Here is a 20,845-nt window from a genome sequence, read left to right as displayed (position 1 = left end):
TGTGCGTCAGCCCCCGCTTTTACGCCGCCACCGGCGCATGGGTGATGCAGCTCTTCGAGCACACCTTGGAGCAGCTTTCGCAGCCGATGCAGTTGGCCGCTTCCTTGACCGTCATGATCTTCTTCTCGGCCTCGTCGTCGAAGGCGTCGACGATGTCGCCATCCTCGGTCAGGCCGATCATGTCGAGCACGCCGCGACCGCACACCTTGAAGCAGCGGCCGCAGCCGATGCACTGTTTCCGGTCGATGGATTGGACGAATTTTGGGGTCCAGCTCTGACCACCGCGTGTGGTGCCGGTCAGGAACTCAGCCATGGGAATGCTCCTCTCGGGAAAGGGTGCGCCTAAGCTCTTCGTTGGGAAGGGAGGGGTTACGCCGTCTCCAGCGCCTTCAGCGCCGCCCGCTTCTCGGTCAGGGTCTTGAAGGCGTCATAGGTTTCCTGCGCCACCGTCAGGATGGTCTGCCAGTTCTGCGGAAGCTCTTCCGACAGGTCGTGCAGATCCATCTTCTTCTGGGTGGCGCGGGCATTCAGCTTCCTGATCTCGTCCTTCAGGGCGTCGATGTCGCTCATGGTCGTGGTCCCGGCTTCAGAGATTCGCGACGTCGGGATATTCCCGGATCAGCGCCACGGCGTCCTCGACCAGCTTGGCGCCGTCGGCGGCGAGCTTTTCGATGGTGGGGAAGCCGAAGCGGTGGACGTCGCGCAGGGACTTCGACACCACCACCAGCCGGCCGGTGGTCAGGATCATGCGGCCGAAACCCTCGTGGCTCATCTTCATCATCGGCGAGGCCATCAGGCCGGTCTGCTTTTCGACCATCAGCCCGACCGCCTTGTAGAACAGCTCCAACCGCCACAGCGTGTCCGGGTCGGGATCGCCGATGATCGGGATGGCGGCGCGCGCCTCCTTGTCCAGCACGAAGGGGGCGAGCAGGGCCTCGTCCGGCTTGCCCTCCCAGGCGCCATAGCTGTCCTCGGCACGGAACAGCAGGACCAGCGTCTTCACGAACTGGTCGGCGACGGACACTTCAGCCACATCAGCCATGCTCAGACCTCCTCCTCGTCGAAATGGAATTCGGGCGTTTCGCCCATCGCCTTGCGCAGCCAGGGCGGCGGATTGCCGTTCAGCGTCTGGACCAGCCGGTCGAGCAGGGCGGGGATGGTGTCGGTGGCCTCGACCTTCACCGGATGGATCTTCTTCGCCACCACGCGGGCGGCGGCCGACGCGCCGATGGCCGACAGATAGACGATGGCGACGTCGGCCAGCGCTTCCAGCTTGGGCACCAGCTTGTCCTCGTTGCCGTCCTCGAACATCGAGCCGCCGAACTGGAAGGTCTCCAGAAAGGCATGGCCCTGGCGGTCGACCCGATAGACGGCGATGTTCTTGGCCCAGCCGAAATGCGCATCGACGTGCTGCATGTCCTGGGTGCAGAAAGCGACCTTCATCGATCCTCCTTTGGTCGGGCGTGGGTCCTGCACCACGCTCAGACGGCGTTGCATCCGCATGATCCGCCTCCGCAGCCGTGGGATTCCCCGTGGTCGTGGCTCTCGTGCCCGTGCTCATGGTCCATTTCACGGGCGAGGAACAGGTTGCCGATGTCGCACAGCAGCTCCCGCGTGCCGCGGTAACCGACCTGGACGCGCAGGCCAGCGCCCAGCCGGTCGAACAGCGGCAGGCCCATGCGGTGCAGCGCTACGCCGATCCGCGCGGCCCCCTGCCGCCCGTGCGAGTTGGAGACGATCAGGTCGGCATCGCGGGCCAGCGTCTCCACGTCGGAATGGTCGCCGACCATGATGGTGGCGGCCTTCAGCCGCTCCAGCACCGGGCTCTGCGTCGGCGACACCGCGGCGATCACCTCGGCCCCCATGTCGGCAAGGAAGGCGGTGACGGCATAGAGCAGGTCGGGCTCCAGCGCGACGGCGATGCGCTTGCGGCTGTAGAAGAAATGCCCGTCCAGCATGGCGTCGACCAGGCTTTCGCGCTGGCGCCGCAGCCGGGCGGGCGCCGGCTTGCCCGACAGCTCCGTCAGCAGCCGGACCAGCTTGTCCGTCGCCTCCAGCCCGGTCAGGCGGTTGAAGAAATGGCTGGGCACGTCGGTCTTCAGCTCCAGCGCGTTGCCGGCCACCCGCATATGCTCGCCGACCACGATGGTGGCGGCCGAAGCCCCCATGGCGCGGATCTGGTCAACCGTCACGCCGCCCAGCGAGGTGGCGGTGAAATCGGCCGGCTGGCGGCCGGCAATCGACAGCGACAGGTCGGGCAGGAAGATCGGCGACAGGCCGAAGCCTTCGATGATGTCGCGCAGTTCCTCCACGTCGCCGGGCGACAGGTGGCAGCCGGCCAGCACATTGACCTGGGCCGGGATGCGCACCGGCGACGGTTCGACCAGCCGCTCGACCATGGCGGTGACCGCGGCGGCGAAGCCGTCCTCGAAGCCGCCGGCGAAGTCGGGGGTGTTGGCGAAGACCAGCGCGGTGTCGGCCATGTCGGGGTTGCGCTGGCGGAACAGCGTGTACTGTCCGCCCATGTCCTCGCCCTTGGTCTCGGTGACGCCGGTGGTGGCGACGCCGATCATGGCGGGCTTGTTGCGCTCGACGATGGTGCGGATCGCCTGTTCCAGATTGTCGTAGCCGCCGAGGATGGTGGCGACCTGATCCATCGCCGTGGTCTGCAGCGGGATCGCCTCGCGGAAATGGCGCACCAGCAGGACCAGTCCGAAGGCGGTGCAGCCCTGCGAGCCATGGAACAGCGGCAGGCAGCGGTCGACGCCGAGATAGGCCAGTGCCGCCCCCAACGGCTGGCTCATCTTGAGCGGGTTGGTGGAGGCGGCCTTGGCGGCGGAGGGGAAGCGCTGAATGTGGGACATCGCCGTCACTCCGCCGCCATGGAGGATGCCATCAGGGCGGAGGACGGGCCCGACTCCCACGGCGCCGGCTGGCGGACCTGACGCCAGATCGGATTCGACAGCGTCTTGTCGATCTCCTCGCAGAGATTGACGATGCCGTCATAGCCGGCATAGGCGTGGTGGCGCTCCTGGTTGATGTCGAGCCAGGGAACCTTGGCCTTCAGCGAGATGAACTGCGAGCGGCCGCCGGACATCATGATGTCGGCCTGATCGTCGGCCAGCATTTTGTAGATGTCGCGCGGCTTCAAATCGTCCCACTGGTGGAACTCCTCACCCTTCATCTTCTTGATGCGCTCCTTGTCCTCCCTGGTCGATTTCTTGGTGGAGGTGCCGAGGATGGTCAGCCCCGCCCCCTCCAGCGCGCTGACCATCGACCAGCTCTTGACGCCGCCGGTGAAGAGGAGGACGCGCTTGCCGTCGAAGCGCGGCTTGTAGGGTTCCAGCCGGCGCCAGACCCGGCTTTCCTCCCGCGCGATCACGCCCTCCGCCCGGTCGATCAGGCCCTTGTCGGCGCCGCGCTCCACCAGCATGCGGGTCATGGTGCGCAGGGTGTCCGACATGTCGGAGACGCCGTAGAAGGACCCTTCGAAATAGGGGATGCCGTAGCGCTCCTCCATCTTGCGGCCGACATTCACCAGCGCCTGGCTGCACACCATCATGGTGACGCGGGCGCGATGGGCCTGCGCCACCTCCCGGTAGCGGCCGTCGCCGGAAATGCAGGACAGGAGGCGGATGCCGATCTCGTCCAGCAGCGGCTTGACCAGCCACAGCTCGCCGGCGAGGTTGTATTCGCCGATGATGCAGACGTCGGTCGGGGTGGTGTATTCGGGTTCGACCGTGCCGATGACATGCTCCAGCAGGGCTTCGCCGGCCAGCTTGTTGCCGAGATTCTTCGATCCGACGAAGCCCGGCGCGTCCACCGGGATCACCGGCTTGCCCAGCTTCTGTGTGGCGAATTTGCAGACCGCGGCGATGTCGTCACCGGTCATCGCGGGCACGCAGGTCTGATAGACGAAGACGGCCGGCGGGTCGTATTGCTGAACGATCTCCTTGATGGCGCGGTAGAGTTTCTTCTCGCCGCCGCCGATGACGTCCAGTTCCGACAGATCGGTGGTGAAGCCGGTGCGGTAGAGCTGCGAGCCCGAGGATTTGGAGCCGCGGTTGTCCCAGCCGTTGCCCAGGCAGGCGATGGGGCCATGGACCAGGTGGGCGGCGTCGGCGATCGGCTGGAGCACGATCATCGCCCCGTCATAGGCGCAACCGCCGGCTGCCGCCCCCGGTTTCAGCGACTTGGTGCAGCCCTTCTTCTTCTCCTTGGCCGATTTGGCCTGGTTGGTCGCGCAGCCCGGTTCGTTGAAGACATCCTGGATCTTGTCCTGGAGCATGCCCGCTCTCCCATCCTGGCGCCGGAAATGGCTTTGCATCAGTGTGATGCAGGGGGCGTGCCAGTGATCAAGTCGTTGGCAAATAACAATTGTCTGGTTTTCCAGCCCTGTCCGATAGCTGACAATCGGCGGTACCGCTGCGGGGGCTTGTCGGGTGTCGCACATGTCGCGCAGGGGGTGGGGAGGGCCGGCCGTATCAGGACGGTTCGAACGGGTGGAAAACAACGATGCGACGGATCGGCAGGCGCTGGCGATATGCGGCCGCGATGATGGCGGCCCTGGCGGCAGTCCCCGCCGCGGCGGCACAGGACGGCGCGGTGATCCGGCTGGCCCAGGAACCGGGGGGTGAGATCGGCGTCGCGTGCCGTTTCCTCGACCTCGACCGACGCCCGGTTCCACCGGAGGCCGGGATGCTGTGCGATGCCGCCGCCGACCTCGTCGGCCGGAAGGCCGGCGGTTACGGCAAGGCGGTGGTTCGCCTCGGGCTGCGCGCGGTAACGCCCGACGCCGACCCTGCGGAGACGCCGCCTGCGGTCGATGGCCCGATCCTGCTGGTCGTCCTCGAAGGCCGCCAGGACTGGACCGACGGCGCCCACCCTCGCCTGCTGCTGCGCGCCCGTCCGGTCCGCGACGGCATGGCCGTCCCGTCGGTCGGACTGCCACCGGCTTCGATCGAGCTGGGCGGCGAGGGCTGGCAGGCGGCGGCCGACCGTGCATTGGAACGGGTGGTCGGCTTCGCGCTGCGGGATGGCTGACCCATGAACAAAAGAAACAGATCGACAAAAGAAACCCGGAGCGCGCCGTTGCCGACACTCTCCGGGCTGGGGAGGTTGCCGCCGGGATGGGGGATGGAAATCCCGGCCCGGCGGTTGGGCTGAACCGATGCCTGTAAAACGAAACCTGAAGCGCCGGCGGCGTGCCGGTCAGCGGATCAGGTCGAACGAGTAGTCGGTCTGGCCGACGATGTTGGTGTTGGCGTCGATGTCCTCGAAGATCCGGTCCAGGATCCGCACCAGCACGTTCAGCGCGCCCTGGTAGCCCCAGGTCGGATAGCGGTGGTGGTGGTGGCGGTCGAAGATCGGGTAGGTCAGGCGGATCAGCGGAACCTTGGTGTCGCGCTCCAGATACTTGCCGTAGCTGTTGCCGATGATGTAGTCCACCTTGTCGGTGAAGATCAGCGAGCGCAGGTGCCACAGATCCTTGCCGCCATGGGCCTTGCCCGAGGCGCCGAAGGGCGAGCCGTCCAGCACCTTCTGGACCTGCTTCTCCCACTTCTTGGAACCCGACGTCGACAGGATGTGCACCGGCTCCGCACCCAGCTCCAGCAGGAACTTGGACATGCCCAGGCAGAAATCCGGGTCGCCGTAGACGGCGAAGCGCTTGCCGTGCATGTGGGTGTGGCTGTCGGCGATGGCGTCGACCAGACGGCCGCGCTCCAGCTTCAGGCTGGCCGGGACCGGCTTGCCCGACAGTTCGGCCAGCTTCAGCAGCAGCTCGTCGGTGCCGGTGACGCCCATCGGGTAGTTGAACTTGGCGACTTCCTGGCCCTTCTCCTTGCAGAATTGCAGGGTCTGGGTCGTGTTGTACTCCTGCATGGAGATGGTGGCCTTGGCGTGCAGGGCCTCCTTGGTCTCCTCGATGGTGGTGCCGCCGTCATACATGCGGTACTCGCCATCCATCGGCGTGTCGAAATTGTCGGACACGTCCGACAGGATCTGCAGCTTCAGGCCGAATTCGCCGGCGATGCGCTTCAGTTCGCGGTTGTTGCCGACCGCGAAGCCGTCGAAGCCGGGGATCAGGTTGATCTGCTCGGTCTTGGGCGTGTCGAAATTCTCCGACGTGCCCCAGAAGTTGGTCAGGATCCCCTTGATCATGTTGTCGTAGCCGACGATGTGGCTGCCGACGAAGGCCGGGGTGTGGGCGTAGGGCACCGGGAAGTCGGCCGGAACGCTGTCCTTGTTCTTCGCGTTGGCGATGAAGCCCTGCAGATCGTCGCCGATCACCTCGGCCATGCAGGTGGTCATCACCGCGATCATCTTCGGCTTGTAGAGCGCATAGGCGTTCGCCAGCCCGTCGATCATGTTGTTCAGGCCGCCGAACACCGCCGCGTCCTCGGTCATCGACGAGGAGACCGCGCTGTTCGGCTCCTTGAAGTGACGGGTCAGGTGGGTGCGGTAATAGGCGACGCAGCCCTGGGAACCATGGACGAAGGGCAGGGTGCCTTCGAAGCCCTGGGCGGCGAACATCGCGCCGATCGGCTGGCAGGCCTTGGTCGGGTTGATGACGACCGCTTCACGGGCGAAGTTCTTCGCCTTGTAGTCCTCGGACTTGGTCCATTCGGACACGCGGGCGACTTCCTCGTCCGAATGGCCGTACTCGAACTCGGTCTTCTTCTTCTCGAACATCGCCGCATATTCGGGCTGCCGGAAGAGGGTGTAGTGGTCGAGGACCTTGTCGGCGCTCTGCGAAAGCTTGTCGGTCATTCTCAAATTCTCCTGTTCCAGAGGCCGATGGTCAGAACGGGGCCTTCATCACGCCCCAGACGGGGTTGTTGATGGCCAGGTCCATGTCGCGGGCGAAGATCGCGAAGCCGTCATAGCCGTGGTACGGGCCGGAATAATCCCAGCTGTGCATCTGGCGGAACGGCAGGCCCATCTTCTGGAACACGTACTTTTCCTTGATGCCCGACGCGACGAGGTCGGGACGCATCGCCTCGACGAACTTCTCCAGTTCGAACGCGGTGACGTCGTCGTAGATCAGCGTGCCTTCCTTCACATAGTGCTGCGTGCGCTGATAGTCGTCGTTGTGGGCGAACTCGTAGCCGGTGCCGGTGATCTCCATGCCCAGGTCATGGTAGGCATCGACGACGTGGCGGGGACGCAGGCCGCCGACATAGATCATGACCTTCTTGCCTTCGAGCCGCGGCTTGTACTTGGCGATGACCGCATCGACCATCGGCTGGTAGCGGGCGATGACCTTCTCGGCGTTCTCCTTGATCTTGTCATCGAAGAGAGCGGCGATCTTGCGCAGGGATTCGGCGATCTGGCTCGGGCCGAAGAAGTTGTATTCCATCCACGGAATATTGAACTTCTCTTCCATGTGGCGCGCGATGTAGTTCATCGAGCGGTAGCAGTGGATCAGGTTGACCTTGGCCTTCGGCGTGTTCTCCAGCTCGGCGAGCGTGCCGTCGCCCGACCACTGGGCGATCACGCGCAGGCCGATCTCCTCCAGGAGGATGCGGGACGACCAAGCGTCGCCGCCGATGTTGTAGTCGCCGATGATGGTGACGTCATAGGGGGTGGAGACGAAGCCGGCCTTGGGTTCCGTCTTCTCGAACACCCAGTCGCGGATGGCGTCGTTGGCGATGTGATGGCCCAGCGACTGGGACACGCCGCGGAAGCCTTCGCAGCGCACGGGGATGACCGGCTTGCCGATTTCCGCCGACTTGGCGCGGGCGACAGCCTCGATGTCGTCGCCGATCAGGCCGATCGGGCATTCCGACTGGATCGAGATGCCGTTCACCAGCGGGAACAGCTCGTTGATTTCCTCGATGACCTTGTGCAGCTTCTTGTCGCCGCCGAAGACGATGTCCTTCTCCTGGAAGTCCGAGGTGAAGTGCATCGTGCCCCAGCTGTCCACACCGGTGTCGCCGATGTAGTAGTTGCGGCGGCCGGACCAGGAGTAGTAGCCGCAGCCGACCGGCCCGTGGGAGATGTGGATCATGTCCTTGATCGGACCCCACACCACGCCCTTGGAGCCGGCATAGGCGCAGCCGCGGATGGTCATGACGCCGGGGATGGACTTGACGTTCGACTTGACGCCGCAGTCCTTGGCCTCGGCCTCCAGCACGTTCAGGTGCTTGGCGCGGCGCTTGCGGGATTTTTCGGGATAGGCTTCGAGGACTTCGTTGACGAGGTTCTTGACGTCGACCGTGGTGTTCTCGGACAGGCTCATAGCCGGCCTCCTGCTTGAATATTCCGCGCCACTTCAGCGCGTGACCGAGCCCCTCCCTCCCACGCCGTCGCCCCTGGGCATGCCCCCTGGGAATGCCCATCGGGGATGTCTTGGGTCGGCGTTGTGCGGGGCTGGGGATGGGGCCAGTGTTCAGGCGGTCCCCCCTGCGCCGCTGGGGCGGCAGGGGGGCCGGTAGGCAACCGTCGCTACGCCCGGGGTCAGGCGCCGGCCTTCGCCGCTTCCTTGGCGGCGAGCTCGGCGAGCTGCTGCTCCTCGGTCTTCATGATGCCGAAGTCCATCAGCATCTCTTCCAGCTCTTCCATGGTGATCGGGGTCGGGATGCAACCCTGGCCGGAATTCGCATGGATCTTGTTGGCGAGCGCGCGGTATTCGCCGGCCTGCTTGCTGTCCGGGGCGTACTCGATGACCGTCATGCGGCGCAGCTCGGCGTGCTGGACGATGTTGTCGCGCGGCACGAAGTGGATCAGCTTGGAGCCCAGGCGCTTGGCCAGCGCGTCGGCCAGATCCCATTCCTTGTCGGTCTGGCGCTCGTTGCAGATCAGGCCGCCGAGACGGACGCCGCCGCTGTGCGCGTATTTCAGGATGCCCTTGGCGATGTTGTTGGCGGCGTAGAGCGCCATCATCTCGCCGGACATGACGATGTAGATTTCCTGGGCCTTGTTCTCGCGGATCGGCATGGCGAAGCCGCCGCACACCACGTCGCCCAGCACGTCGTAGGACACGTAGTCGACGTCGTCGTAGGCGCCGTTCTCTTCCAGGAAGTTGATCGAGGTGATGACGCCTCGGCCGGCGCAGCCGACCCCCGGCTCCGGACCGCCGGACTCGACGCACTTGATGTTCTTGTAGCCGATCTTGAGGACGTCCTCGAGTTCCAGATCCTCGACCGAACCGGCCTCGGCGGCCAGATGCAGGACGGTGTCCTGGGCCTTTGCGTGCAGGATCAGGCGGGTCGAGTCGGCCTTCGGGTCGCAGCCGACGATCAGGATCTTCTGATCCAGCTCGACCAGCGCGGCCAGCGTGTTCTGAGAGGTGGTGGACTTGCCGATACCGCCCTTGCCGTAAAAGGCGATCTGACGCAGAGGCGCTTTGGCCATGTGGGTCGCTCCTGTGCTTGGGTCGTGGGACTGTGTTTCGATCCGGTGCGGCCGGTTCGTGGCCGCTTCGGATTTCATGGATTGCACGACCCGTGCCAGAGTGCGGCTATTCAATAAATCATTGATAAATATACGATTATTTGAGAACGCGAAGGGTGCGGGGGTTTGTCGGGGTCCCGACACACACGACAAAGCCCGACATTTTGTCGGGTCTTTACGGCAGGGGGGCTTTGAAAGCAGGCGGACCCAGCCGAATCCTGCGCTTCAGCGCTCCTCGCCCAGCGCCTCGGCCGCGACGACGATGCGGAGCGCCAGCTCCTCCACCGCCTCGTCGCGGTTCATGTCATAGAGCAGCTGGGCCAGCAGTCGGCCGCGTGCCAACAGCCGGCGGGCGAGGGCGGGATCGGCGGGCTTGGCCAGCAGTGCCTCGACCAGACGTTCGCCGGTCAGGCGGGCGAGAGCGTCGCAGCGGTCGACCAGCCGCTGCTTCAGCGTGTCCACGGCAGCCGGGCGGCCGGCGTGGGTCAGGTCGGCGCAGAAGTGATGCAGGCTGCGCAGTTGCCGCAGCAATGCCGCGAACAGCAGATCGTCCAGCTCGCCGCCGGCCGCGGCCTTGCCGACAAGGTCGAACAATGTGTCGGAAAGGCGCCACGCCGCCGACAGCCAGTCGTTCATCGCCTTGCGGTCGGCCGGCTCGACGAAGGGGCCGGACTCCTCCTTCGTCTCCTCCTGGTCGTCCAGGTTGCGCAGCGCGATGACGATCAGCCCGTCGGCCTGGGCCAGGGTGGCGAGGCTGGCATGCAGCGTCTTCAGCCCGCGGTCGGCGACGAACCCCTCGATCGCCTCGGTGGCGCGGCGCAGGGAATAGCGGGCCAGACGCCGCGACTGATTGATGACGGTCAGCAGCGCACCGCTTCCGCCCAGCGCCTCCAGCGCCATCCGCCGCACCTCGAAGCGCAGCAGGGCGCGGGCCAGCCGGTCGATGCCGCCGACGTCGATAGGGCGGCTGTCCCTGGTCAGTGCGTCGGCGGTGGCGCGGGCATCGGTCTCGATGGCGGAGACGACGGCCTGGAGATGGCCCTTGCCGCCGCCGCGCATCCGGCCGACCAGCGCCCGCATCGCTTCGGCAAGGTCGACGGCGCCCGGCAGGCTGTCCTCATGGTCGATGCGGCCGGCCACCAGCCGGTCGATCAGGTGATCGCGCACCCCCGGCAGCAGCACGTCGGTGACGATCTGCCCGATCGGCCGCAGCAGCGCGTCGACCATCTGCCCCTGCGGCTTGCCGACCAATGCCGGCAGCGGGTTGACCGGCTTGGGCACCAGACGCGGCCGGTGCGGCTCCAGGATTTCCAGCACCGTGTCGCCGCGCAGGGGGGTGATCGTGCCGCGCAGAAGCTGGGCCAGCCGAAGGGCGGTCCGGGCCTCCGCCACGCCCCGCGGCGGACCGCTGATGGTCGTTGTTTCGACGGGCGTGCGGACAGCCACCTGGGCAGGCAGCGGCGGAGTGCGCCGGCGCCGGCTGTCGTCGTACTTGGTCGGCCAGAAGGCCATGCGGGTGCCGCCGGATCGTAAGCGTCGCTGTACAGAGTATGGGGACGGATCGTTCGGCTTCAAATGGACAATGTTGCGACATGCGGCGACACGCGTTGGCCGGTTGCGACGGTGAAGGCTTGGCACGCGCCGGCTTATACAATATCCATATAAGAAGTAATGGCATTGCGGCGGAGCGTGACGGCGTGGCGGACGGGGTGGTGACGAGCGATGCGACAGGGCAGGCACCGGAGTCCGGCATGCCGCCCGATTCACCGCTGGCGTTGCGCGCCCATCGCACCAACCTCGTCAATGTGCCGGCCGCCGCCCTGTGCGGCGAAGCCTACAATGACGAACCGCGGCGCCTGCGCATCGGCGCCACCCGCAGCGAACATGCCGCCCTGTTCGAGGCGCTGGACGAGTGCCGCGACGCACCGACGGCCTCCGACATCTTCCAGCGCCATATGGCCGCGGTGTTCGGGGTGAATCCCGACTTCTCCGGGGCCGACGGGCCGGACGGCAGGCGGCGTTTCCGCGCCAGCTATCTGCGCCTGCTGAAAGGCTGGATGTTCGACAGCAACCGGGCGGAAGGGGCGGTTTTGAAAGGCTGGGTGGAGAGCCGTTTCGGCCTGCTGCCGACCTTCCATGGCGAGCCGATCCGCCGCTTCGCCTCCGAGGCCTGGGCGGCCTATGGCGAGCAGAAGCAGTCGACCCGCTTCCACAACAACAACATCCACCTGCAGCTCGATCTTCTGTACGAGTTCTGCCAGTGGACGATCCGCCGCGGCTGGCCCGACGCGCCGATGCCCAACTGGGCCTCGCACATCCGGCTCTTCCGCGGCGTCAACGATTTCGAGGAACACCACATCGTCGCCCGGCCGGACAAGCGCACCGCGGTGCTGCAGCTGAACAACCTGTGTTCCTTTTCCATCAACCGCGACATCGCCGGCCAGTTCGGCGACTACATCCTCGATGCGTGGGTGCCGCTGCCCAAGGTCGTCTTCTTCCGCGACATCCTGCCGCGCTACCCTTTCCAGGGAGAAGGAGAATATCTGGTGATCGGCGGGGACTATCGCGTGGGTGTGTCGCTTCTCTGACAACCTCACGTCCGGCGGCGGCTTGGCTGCCGTTTGCGGGACGCACCAGGAAGGGACGGACCCTGTGCCCGACGGCATGACCGATCCGACGATACTGACGCCTGAAATCCGTTCCAGGGCGCTCGGCGCCTATCTCGGCCTCGCCTGCGGCGACGCGCTGGGGGCGACGGTGGAGTTCCTGACCAAGGGCGAGATCGCCCACCAGTATGGCGTCCACAAGCACATCAAGGGCGGCGGCTGGCTGAAGCTGGCGGCGGGCCAAGTGACGGACGACACCGAGATGTCGCTCCATCTCGGCCGCGCCATCCTGTCCGGGCCGGAGTGGGAGGCCCGTCGCGCCGCCGAGGAGTTCGCCATCTGGCTGAAGTCGGTGCCGGTCGATGTCGGCGACACGACACGCCGCGGCATCCGCCGTTTCATCATGAATGGCACGTTGGAGGAGCCGGAGTCGGAATACCATGCCGGCAACGGGGCGGCGATGCGCAACCTGCCGGTGGCGCTGGCGACGCTGGGCGACGATGCCGCCTTCGAGCGCTGGTCGGTGGAGCAGTCGCACGTCACCCACTGCAACCAGCTGTCCGATTCCGCGGTGATCGCGTTGGGCCGGATGGTGCGGCGGCTGGTGCTGGGCGGCGGCGTCGTCGCCGCGCGGGAGGAGGCGAACGCCCTGATCGCCAGGCATCGCCAGTTCAAGTTCGAACCCTACCGCGGCCTGTCGACCGCTTTCATCGTCGATACGGTGCAGACCGTCTTCCACTATTACTTCCAGACCGATTCGGTCGAATCCTGCGTGGTTGAGACGGTCAACCAGGGCGGCGACGCCGACACCACCGGCGCCATCGCCGGCATGCTGGCCGGCGCCACCTATGGCGTGGAGTCGATCCCGCCGCGTTGGCTGCGCAAGCTGGACCGCGAGGTCCATGACGAGATCTGTCAGCAAACCGACGCGCTGCTGGCCCGCGCGCCGCTGTTCGGAGGGAAATGACCATGGCCGACGTGATCTTCTTCGAAAAGCCCGGCTGCGGCGGGAATGCCCGGCAGAAGGCCCTGCTGGAGCAGGCCGGCCACCGCGTCGTCGCCCGCGACCTGCTGAGCGAGCCCTGGACGCCCCAGACGCTCCGCCCCTTCTTCGGGGATCGCCCGGTCGCCGACTGGTTCAACCGCGCCGCCCCGGTGGTGAAGAGTGGCGAGGTGGTGCCGGAGAGCATGGACGAGGCCACGGCGCTGGCCGCGATGGTCGAGCGCCCGCTGCTGATCCGCCGCCCGCTGATGCAGGTCGGCGACCGCCGCGACTGTGGGTTCGAGACCGACCGGGTCGATGCCTGGATCGGGTTGGGCGGCGCCGGGACGGATGGGAAGATGGAGGGGTGCCTGCGGCCGGACATGCCGCCCTGCCCAAAACCATGAGCCCCGACACCATGAGGCCAAAACCCTGACGTGCGCGCCGCCTCCAGCCACGTCAACGCGTGACCTTGCGCACGGCCTGTCGTAGCTTGTCGCTCCCTAGGGCGACGATAAGCGGCAGACGAGGACATCATGTGCGAACTCCTGGGCATGAGCGCCAACGTGCCCACGGACATCTGCTTCAGCTTCGCCGGCCTGATGCGCCGCGGCGGGCAGACCGGACCGCACCGTGACGGCTGGGGCATCGCCTTCTATGAGGGGAAGGGCTGCCGCACCTTCCACGACCCGGCCCCCAGTGCCGAGTCGGAGATCGCCCGGCTGGTCAGCCGCTATTCGATCAAGTCCTGCACGGTGATCTCGCACATCCGCCGGGCCAACCGCGGCCGGGTGTCGCTGGAGAACACCCATCCCTTCACCCGTGAGCTGTGGGGGCGGGTGTGGACCTTTGCCCACAACGGCCAGTTGAAGGGCATCAAGGACCGCATCCTGACCTTCTACGAGCCGGTCGGAAGCACCGACAGCGAGCATGCCTTCTGCTGGCTGCTCGACCAGATCCGCATGCAGTATCCGGAGCCGCCGAAGACGACCACCGGGCTGATGAAGCTGATCCGCCATCTGGCCGCCGATCTGGGCACGCTGGGCGTCTTCAACATGCTGCTCAGCGACGGGCGGTATCTGTGGTGCCACTGCGCCACCAACCTCGCCTGGCTGACCCGCAAGGCGCCGTTCGGTGCCGCGACCCTGCTCGATGCCGACATGAGCGTCGACTTCTCCCAGGAGACGACGCCCAACGACGTCGTCACCGTCATCGCCACCCGGCCGCTGACCAGGGACGAGGCCTGGACAGTGATGCAGCCGGGCCAGATGGCGGTCTTCCGCAGCGGGGCGCTGATGACGCGCTGATCCGGTTGCAGTCGGTCGATTGTTGCTTGGCCGCTGATTGTTGCTTTGCCAGAGACGATCTATCGCGCAGAACCCGGCTTAATCGCTGGAAAACAAAGGGGCATCTTGGGCGTCAGAACCCGGCCGGAGAAGACGGCCGCAACAACCAAGAGGCTCCTTCCGTCATGACCACGATCCTGCATGTCGACTCCAGCCCGCTCGGCACCTTCTCCGTCACCCGCCAGCTGACCGCCTCCATCGTCGAGGCTCTGGTGAAGGCCGATCCGGCGGCCACCGTCGTTACCCGCGATGTCGCTGCCAACCCGCCGGCCCATCTGGACGGCGAACTGCTGCCGGTCCTCAAGCTCGGCGTTGTGGATGGGTTGAGCGAGCGTCAGCGCGAAGAGCTGGCCCTGACCAACGTCCTGCTCGACGAGTTCCTGGCCGCCGACGTCGTCGTGGTCGGCGCGCCGATGTACAACTTCTCCGTCCCGACCCAGCTGAAGGCTTGGATCGACCGCCTCGCCCAGGCCGGCCGCACCTTCCGCTACACCGAGAAGGGTCCCGAGGGTCTGGCCGGCGGCAAGCGCGTGATCGTGGCCTCGGGCCGCGGCGGCGTCTATTCGACCAACCCGGCGCTGGCCGGTCTGGACCATCAGGAGGCCTATCTGCGCTCGGTGTTCGGCTTCTTCGGCATCACCGACGTGACCTTCATCCGCGCCGAGGGCGTGAGCATGGGTCCGGAAGCCAAGGACAAGGCGCTGGCCGCCGCGACCAAGGAAATCGAGAGCCTGCTGGCCGCTGCCTGAGGCCTAGTCTAAGACTGAGATGGGGGCGGGTCTTGCACCCGCCCCCATTCGTTACTGGAACGCCACTTCCGCCAGGCTGCGCAGCTTGCGGGAGTGCAGCGTTTCCATCCCGTGCTCGCGCAGCAGTTCCATCGCCAGCACGCCGATCTTCAGATGCTGGTCGACCCGCTCGCGATAGAAGCGGTCGGCCATGCCCGGCAGCTTCAACTGCCCATGCATCGGCTTGTCCGACACGCACAGCAACGTCCCGTACGGCACGCGGAAGCGGAAGCCGTTGGCGGCGATCGTCGCGCTTTCCATGTCCAGCGCGATGGCGCGGCTCTGGCTGAACCGCATCAGCGGCTCGCGGTGGTCGCGCAGTTCCCAGTTCCGGTTGTCGATGGTCGCCACCGTGCCGGTGCGCATGATGCTCTTCAGGTCGAAGCCCGACAGCCCGGTCACCCGCTCCACCGACGTTTCCAGTGCGCGCTGAACCTCTGCCAGGGCCGGCACCGGCACCCAGAGCGGCAGGTCGGCGTCCAGCACATGGTCCTCTCGGACATAGCCGTGCGCCAGCACGTAATCGCCCAGCCGCTGGGTATGCCGCAGCCCGGCGCAGTGGCCCAGCATCAGCCAGGCATGCGGGCGCAGCACCGCGATGTGGTCGGTGATCGTCTTGGCGTTCGACGGGCCGACGCCGATGTTCACCAGCGTGATGCCGTTGCCGTCCGGCCGTTTCAGGTGATAGGCCGGCATCTGCGGCATCCGCATCAGCCTGGCCGCCGGGGCATCCACCGTGCCGCCCAGATTCTGGTTGGTGGTGACGATGTCGCCGGGCTCGACGAAGCTGTCATACTGCGCCCGGTAAGCCGCCAGATCGGCGTCGCCGGTCGGCTCCATGATCTCGCGCGACAGCCGGATGAACTCGTCGACATAGAACTGGTAATTGGTGAACAGGACGAAGTTCTGGAAATGCTCCGGCGCGGTCGCCGTGTAATGGCGCAGCCGGTGCAGCGAGAAATCCACCCGGGGAGCGGTGAACAGAGCCAGCGGCTTCACCGCGTCCGGCCCGCCGTCGAAGGTGCCGTTGACGATGGTGTCGTCCATCCGCGCCAGATCGGGCAGGTCGAACAGGTCCGGCAGCTTGGTCAGCCGGTCGGGCGGCAGGTCGCCTTCCACATACATGCCGTTGGGAAAGGCGAAGTGGATCGGGATCGCCTCCTCGCTGACGCCGACCTCCAGCGGGACGCCGTGGTTGCGCAGCAGAAGCGTGAACTGCTCCAGCAGATAGCGTTCGAACAGGTCGGGCCGCGTCACCGTGGTGGAATGGACGCCGACCCCCTCGACGAAGCCGTAGGACAGCCGGGTATCGACACCGGCCCCCGATACGGCGGTCAGCCGCACATAGGGGTAGTAGGCCCGGTTCCGCCCGCCTTCCTCATCGCCCTGCGTATAGGCGGCGAAGCGGTCGCGCAGGTAGGCGGTGTTGCGCTCGTAAATGTCGCGCACGCAGGCCAGTGCTGCTTTGGCATCGGTGAAGCGCCCGGCCGAACCGGGCTGGAACGGGGCTTTATCAGTCATGTCGACAAAGATGGGGTACGAACGACCGGCTGGGAAGGCCGAATTTCGGCCAACCCCCGGTGCTTACCCATTCAGGCCGATGCTAAGCCATTCAGGCCCCGTCGGAGAGGCCCCCGCCGGTCAGTCGGCGCTCAAGCCCATCAGCGACTTGGCGAAAGCATCGGCATCGAACGGGCGCAGGTCGTAGACGCCCTCGCCGACGCCGATGGCGTGGACGGGAATCTTGAACTTTTCGGCAAGCGAGACCAGGACGCCGCCGCGGGCGGAGCCGTCCAGCTTGGTCAGGATCAGGCCGTTGACGTTGACCATGTCGCGGAAGATCTCGACCTGGCTGTGCGCGTTCTGGCCGGTGGTGGCGTCCAGCGTCAGCAGGGTGGTGTGCGGCGCCGTCTCGTCCAGCTTCTTGATGACGCGGACGATCTTGCGCAGCTCTTCCATCAGGCCGGTCTTGTTCTGCAGCCGGCCGGCGGTGTCGACCAGCAGCACGTCGACGCCCTCGGCCTTCGCCCGCTCAAGCGCGTCATAGGCGAGGCCGGCGGCATCCGCTCCGGTATCGCGGGCGACGACCGGGCAGCCGGTGCGCTCGCCCCAGATCTTCAGCTGGCTGACCGCGGCGGCGCGGAAGGTGTCGCCGGCGGCCAGCATCACGCTCTTGCCTTCCGCCTTGAACTGGCGGGCCAGCTTGCCGATGGTCGTGGTCTTGCCGGTGCCGTTGACGCCGACGACCAGGATGACATGCGGCTTCAGCGCCGGGTCCAGCACCAGCGGCTTGGCGACGGGGGTGACGATCTTCGACACCTCGGCCGCGAGCGTGGTCCTGACCTCCTCCGGCGAGACCTCCTTGCCGAAGCGGGTGCGCGCCAGCTCCGCCGTCACCTTCGCCGCGGTGGCCGGGCCGAGGTCGGCGGTGATCAGCAGCTCCTCCAGCTCCTCCAGCGCCTCGTCGTCCAGCTTGCGCTTGGTGAAGATGCTGGTGATGCCGTCGGTCAGCTTGGACGAGGACTTGGACAGCCCTTCCTTCAGCTTGGCGAACCAGCCCTTCCTGGTCGGCGGCGCTTCCTCGGCGGCCACGACCGCAGTCGGGGTGGGAGCCGGCGGCAGTTCCGGAACGGGGTCAGGCTCAGGTGCCGGGGCAGGGGGGCGCGGGTCAGGGGTGACCGGGGCGGGGACCTGAACAGGGGAGGGAGGCGGTTCGACCGGCGCAGGAGCCGTGACCGGGATCGGCGCGGCCGGAGCCTGCACGGCGGGGGCAGGTGATGCGGGCGGCGGTTCGGCGGCCGGCGGGGCAGGCGCCAGTTCCGGCACCGGTTCGGTTTCCGGCTTGGGCGCAGGTGCGGCGGCGGGCGGCTCCGGCGCCTTTTCCGGCTCCGGTTCCGGCGCGGGGGTGGAAGACTCCAGAGCGACCGATTCGTCCTTTGCCGCCTCGTCCTTGGGCGCGGTCTCTTCGGGCTTCTTGCGGCCGAACCAGCGGAAAATCATGGAGTGTCCACTATAAGAGGGGTCAGAGCGGGGTGCCGGTCAGCACGCCGTCCTTGATGCCGGTGATGGCGGCGGGCACCAGCGAGCCGGGCGTGAAGATCCGGCCCAGGCGGATCGCGGCGAAATGCTCGGTGCGGCCCAGATCGTCCTTCTCCACCAGCACCGTGGCGGTACGGCCGACGAGGCCTGCCAGGGTGCGGGCCTCCGCCGCTTCGCCGACGGCGCGCAGGCGGGCGGCGCGCTCCTTGCGGACGGCGCCGTCGACCTGCGGCATGCGGGCGGCCGGTGTGCCGGGGCGCGGGCTGTAGGGGAAGACATGCAGCCAGGTCAGGCCGCACTCCTCCACCAGCCGCATGGTGTTCTCGAACATCTCCTCGGTCTCCGTCGGGAAACCGGCGATGAAGTCGGCGCCGAACACCATTTCGGGTCGGACCGAACGAACCCGCTCGCAGAAGGCGATTGAATCGGCGCGTCCGTGCCGGCGCTTCATCCGCTTCAGCACCATGTCGTCACCCGCCTGGAGCGACAGGTGCAGGTGCGGCATCAGGCGCGGCTCGTTCTCGATCAGGCGCCAGAGATCGTCGTCCATCTCGATGCAGTCGATGGAGGACAGGCGCAGCCGCGGCAGCTCCGGCACCAGCGCCAGCAGCCGGCGCACCATCTGCCCCAGCGACGGCGAGCCCGGCAGGTCGGGGCCGTAGCTGGTGATGTCGACGCCGGACAGCACCACCTCGTTGTAGCCGGCCTTCACCAGCGCCTGGACCTGCTCGACGATGCCGCCGATGGGGACCGAGCGCGACGGACCGCGGCCATAGGGGATGATGCAGAAGGTGCAGCGGTGGTCGCAGCCCTGCTGGACCTGGACGAAGGCGCGGGCGCGGTCCTCGAAGCCGCCGATCAGGTGACCGGCGGTCTCCTTGACCGACATGATGTCGTTGACCAGCACCTTCTCGGCCGGCGGCAGGCCCCAGCTTTCCGGCTGGAGCTTTTCCTGGTTGCCCAGGACCTGATCGACCTCCGGCATCGCCGCGAAGCGCTGCGGGTCGATCTGCGCGGCGCAGCCGGTGACGACGATGCGGGCGTCCGGCCGTTCGCGGCGCAGCTTGCGGATGGTCTGCCGCGCCTGCCGTTCGGCTTCCGACGTCACGGCGCAGGTGTTGACGATCACCACGTCGTCCAGCCCGGCGCTGCGCACATGGTTGCGCATCACCTCGGATTCGTAGGTGTTCAGGCGACAGCCGAAGGTGACGATCTCAGGGCCATCGGTCTTCAGGACGACATCATCGGGCATGCTGAGCCCCTCCTACACCGGGCAGCGGCGCACCAGTAACCGACGAATATAGAACGGCGGGATCGAGATCGGCCCCGTTTGGCCAGACCACAGTCCCAAGCTCCGGGTCGACGCGAACCGCAGCGAAGGTCTCGGGGTCGCGCAGCACGGCAAACACTCCGGTGAAAGGAACCAGGGCGGACACGTCGACACTACCCTCCGCACCATCCTCGAATCGGAGGTGCAGGCGGTAGCCGTCGAGCGGCTTGGCGGCGACAATATCCTTCAGCATCGGTTCATTCCAGCGGAGCAATCTGAGTCAGAGGCGCATGCAGGCGTGCCAGTTCCCAGTCGTTCTTCAACTCTTCCCTATGTAAGGCAGCCCACTCGATGACAAGCCCCAAGGCTCTCGGGGAAAGTTCGCCTTCCATGATCCCAAGCGTTGTGATGTCGATCGCGGCTTTCTGGTTGCCATACCGCACATGGAAATGCGGAGGCGCGTGATCGTTGTAATACATGGCTATGATGATGCCGAAAAATCGGCAGATTTCAGGCATCGACCTGTCCGCCAGAAACCAGTTCAGCCGACAGACGGCCGCTGAAGGCGAGCGCCACCGGGCCGGTCATCAGGACGCGGTCGTCCTCGGTCCATTCGATGGTCAGGGTGCCGCCGTCCAGGATGATGTCGGCCTTGCGGTCGGTCAGGCCGCGCCGCACCGCGGCGACCAGCGTGGCGCAGGAGCCCGACCCGCAGGCCTGGGTGATGCCGGCGCCACGCTCCCACACCCGCATGCGGATGGCGGTGGGCGACAGCACCTGGGCGAACTCGATGTTGGCCCGCTCCGGGAAGGCCGGGTGGTTCTCGAAAACCGGGCCGACCTCGTCCAGCGGCACCGCTTCGGCATCGTCGACGAAGAAGACGGCGTGCGGATTGCCCATGTTCACCGCGACCGGGGCGGCGAAACCGCCATGCTCGACCGTCTCGACCCGCAGCGTGTCGCTGGGTGCTGCCAGCGGGATCGCCGCCCAATCGAGGCGGGGCGCGCCCATGTCGACGGTGATGCGGCCATTGTCGGCGCGGCCTGCATGCAGCAGGCCCGCGGCGGTCTGGAAGCTGGCACGGTCGCGCCCGCTTTCCTCCATCAGCAGCCAGCCGACGCAGCGCGACGCGTTGCCGCAGGCTGCGGCCTCGCTGCCGTCGGCGTTGCGGATGCGCATGAAGGCGTCGGCGCCCGGCGCGTCGGTCTTCTCCAGCACGATGAACTGGTCGCACCCGACGCCCATCCGGCGGTCGGCGATGGCGCGCACCTCCGCGCCCGAGGGGCGGTAGGATTCGGAACGGGCGTCGATCACGACGAAGTCGTTGCCGAGGCCGTGCATCTTCAGGAATTCGCGGGTCATGGCCGCCGTTATATGGCGAGCCGCGGGGATAAGTCCATAAGGCGCCGCGCAAGGCA

At 66.7% G+C, this 20,845-nt stretch carries 22 protein-coding genes; 6 read left to right on the top strand and 16 right to left on the bottom strand.

What is annotated here, in order from left to right; all coding sequences use genetic code 11:
- Window positions 1-19: 19 nt before the first annotated feature.
- From fdxB to nifE, 6 genes are read right to left on the bottom strand one after another with little or no spacing between them, the layout of a single operon-like run.
- The gene (gene fdxB / locus ABNQ40_RS26355) at window positions 20-313 is read right to left on the bottom strand and encodes a ferredoxin III, nif-specific (RefSeq protein ID WP_109050545.1); all 294 of its coding nucleotides are present in this window, start codon (window positions 311-313) and stop codon (window positions 20-22) included.
- Window positions 314-369: 56 nt separating this feature from the next.
- On the bottom strand, window positions 370-570 hold the full coding sequence (locus ABNQ40_RS26350) for a CCE_0567 family metalloprotein (RefSeq protein WP_098740347.1): 201 nt from the start codon (window positions 568-570) through the stop codon (window positions 370-372).
- Window positions 571-586: 16 nt separating this feature from the next.
- Window positions 587-1,042: a NifX-associated nitrogen fixation protein gene (locus ABNQ40_RS26345; RefSeq protein WP_109050546.1), complete on the bottom strand. Its 456-nt coding sequence runs from the start codon at window positions 1,040-1,042 to the stop codon at window positions 587-589.
- Between the two features lie 2 nt (window positions 1,043-1,044).
- The gene (gene nifX / locus ABNQ40_RS26340; protein WP_247879864.1) at window positions 1,045-1,503 is read right to left on the bottom strand and encodes a nitrogen fixation protein NifX; all 459 of its coding nucleotides are present in this window, start codon (window positions 1,501-1,503) and stop codon (window positions 1,045-1,047) included.
- Window positions 1,482-2,864: a nitrogenase iron-molybdenum cofactor biosynthesis protein NifN gene (gene nifN, locus ABNQ40_RS26335; protein ID WP_109050548.1), complete on the bottom strand. Its 1,383-nt coding sequence runs from the start codon at window positions 2,862-2,864 to the stop codon at window positions 1,482-1,484. The genes nifX and nifN overlap by 22 nt, the downstream gene beginning before the upstream one ends.
- Before the next feature lie 5 nt (window positions 2,865-2,869).
- Window positions 2,870-4,288: a nitrogenase iron-molybdenum cofactor biosynthesis protein NifE gene (gene nifE, locus ABNQ40_RS26330; RefSeq protein ID WP_109050549.1), complete on the bottom strand. Its 1,419-nt coding sequence runs from the start codon at window positions 4,286-4,288 to the stop codon at window positions 2,870-2,872.
- 227 nt (window positions 4,289-4,515) lie between these two features.
- On the opposite strand from nifE, the gene ABNQ40_RS26325 reads away from it, so the two are divergent.
- Window positions 4,516-5,043, top strand: a complete 528-nt coding sequence (locus ABNQ40_RS26325) for a hypothetical protein (protein ID WP_391347832.1) — start codon at window positions 4,516-4,518, stop codon at window positions 5,041-5,043.
- A 168-nt stretch (window positions 5,044-5,211) separates the two neighbouring features.
- On the opposite strand, the gene nifK is transcribed toward ABNQ40_RS26325, so the two are convergent.
- The 4 genes from nifK to ABNQ40_RS26305 form a co-directional block, all read right to left on the bottom strand.
- On the bottom strand, window positions 5,212-6,771 hold the full coding sequence (gene nifK, locus ABNQ40_RS26320; RefSeq protein WP_109050551.1) for a nitrogenase molybdenum-iron protein subunit beta: 1,560 nt from the start codon (window positions 6,769-6,771) through the stop codon (window positions 5,212-5,214).
- Between the two features lie 31 nt (window positions 6,772-6,802).
- The gene (gene nifD / locus ABNQ40_RS26315; protein WP_098740340.1) at window positions 6,803-8,242 is read right to left on the bottom strand and encodes a nitrogenase molybdenum-iron protein alpha chain; all 1,440 of its coding nucleotides are present in this window, start codon (window positions 8,240-8,242) and stop codon (window positions 6,803-6,805) included.
- Window positions 8,243-8,460: 218 nt separating this feature from the next.
- Entirely contained in the window at window positions 8,461-9,357 is an 897-nt protein-coding gene (gene nifH, locus ABNQ40_RS26310) for a nitrogenase iron protein (RefSeq protein ID WP_098740339.1), read from the bottom strand.
- A 264-nt stretch (window positions 9,358-9,621) separates the two neighbouring features.
- Window positions 9,622-10,908 (bottom strand): hypothetical protein, encoded by a 1,287-nt coding sequence (locus ABNQ40_RS26305; RefSeq protein WP_109050552.1) that lies wholly within the window; start codon window positions 10,906-10,908, stop codon window positions 9,622-9,624.
- Window positions 10,909-11,147: 239 nt separating this feature from the next.
- Here ABNQ40_RS26305 and ABNQ40_RS26300 point away from each other — a divergent pair, with 239 nt between their 5' ends.
- The 5 genes from ABNQ40_RS26300 to ABNQ40_RS26280 all read left to right on the top strand — a co-directional run bounded on the left by ABNQ40_RS26300 (window position 11,148) and on the right by ABNQ40_RS26280 (window position 15,079).
- On the top strand, window positions 11,148-11,984 hold the full coding sequence (locus ABNQ40_RS26300) for an NAD(+)--dinitrogen-reductase ADP-D-ribosyltransferase (RefSeq protein ID WP_247879865.1): 837 nt from the start codon (window positions 11,148-11,150) through the stop codon (window positions 11,982-11,984).
- A gap of 76 nt (window positions 11,985-12,060) precedes the next feature.
- Window positions 12,061-12,969 (top strand): ADP-ribosyl-[dinitrogen reductase] hydrolase, encoded by a 909-nt coding sequence (gene draG, locus ABNQ40_RS26295; protein ID WP_109491019.1) that lies wholly within the window; start codon window positions 12,061-12,063, stop codon window positions 12,967-12,969.
- A 2-nt stretch (window positions 12,970-12,971) separates the two neighbouring features.
- Window positions 12,972-13,391: an ArsC/Spx/MgsR family protein gene (locus ABNQ40_RS26290; RefSeq protein ID WP_109050554.1), complete on the top strand. Its 420-nt coding sequence runs from the start codon at window positions 12,972-12,974 to the stop codon at window positions 13,389-13,391.
- Window positions 13,392-13,520: 129 nt separating this feature from the next.
- Entirely contained in the window at window positions 13,521-14,291 is a 771-nt protein-coding gene (locus ABNQ40_RS26285) for a class II glutamine amidotransferase (RefSeq protein WP_109050555.1), read from the top strand.
- Between the two features lie 164 nt (window positions 14,292-14,455).
- A complete protein-coding gene (locus ABNQ40_RS26280) occupies window positions 14,456-15,079 on the top strand; it encodes an FMN-dependent NADH-azoreductase (protein ID WP_109050556.1) in 624 nt (207 codons plus the stop codon).
- Between the two features lie 51 nt (window positions 15,080-15,130).
- Here ABNQ40_RS26280 and ABNQ40_RS26275 read toward each other — a convergent pair whose 3' ends face one another.
- The 6 genes from ABNQ40_RS26275 to dapF form a co-directional block, all read right to left on the bottom strand.
- Entirely contained in the window at window positions 15,131-16,639 is a 1,509-nt protein-coding gene (locus ABNQ40_RS26275) for an AMP nucleosidase (protein ID WP_109050557.1), read from the bottom strand.
- Between the two features lie 120 nt (window positions 16,640-16,759).
- Complete coding sequence (ftsY, locus tag ABNQ40_RS26270; RefSeq protein ID WP_109050558.1) at window positions 16,760-18,118, bottom strand: signal recognition particle-docking protein FtsY; 1,359 nt, start codon at window positions 18,116-18,118, stop codon at window positions 16,760-16,762.
- Between the two features lie 22 nt (window positions 18,119-18,140).
- On the bottom strand, window positions 18,141-19,409 hold the full coding sequence (gene mtaB, locus ABNQ40_RS26265) for a tRNA (N(6)-L-threonylcarbamoyladenosine(37)-C(2))-methylthiotransferase MtaB (protein WP_109050559.1): 1,269 nt from the start codon (window positions 19,407-19,409) through the stop codon (window positions 18,141-18,143).
- Window positions 19,399-19,680 carry a DUF2442 domain-containing protein gene (locus ABNQ40_RS26260; RefSeq protein ID WP_109050560.1) on the bottom strand — a complete coding sequence of 94 codons (282 nt, stop codon included), beginning with the start codon at window positions 19,678-19,680 and terminating at the stop codon, window positions 19,399-19,401. The genes mtaB and ABNQ40_RS26260 overlap by 11 nt, the downstream gene beginning before the upstream one ends.
- 4 nt (window positions 19,681-19,684) lie before the next feature.
- Entirely contained in the window at window positions 19,685-19,945 is a 261-nt protein-coding gene (locus tag ABNQ40_RS26255; protein ID WP_109050561.1) for a DUF4160 domain-containing protein, read from the bottom strand.
- Entirely contained in the window at window positions 19,938-20,789 is an 852-nt protein-coding gene (dapF, locus tag ABNQ40_RS26250; RefSeq protein ID WP_109050562.1) for a diaminopimelate epimerase, read from the bottom strand. The genes ABNQ40_RS26255 and dapF overlap by 8 nt, the downstream gene beginning before the upstream one ends.
- Window positions 20,790-20,845 lie beyond the last annotated feature (56 nt).

It is taken from the genome of Azospirillum sp. A23 (assembly GCF_042938965.1).
Classification (GTDB): domain Bacteria; phylum Pseudomonadota; class Alphaproteobacteria; order Azospirillales; family Azospirillaceae; genus Azospirillum; species Azospirillum melinis.
Note: the sequence above shows the minus strand (reverse complement) of the source record. Positions and strands in the feature narration are given on the sequence as shown.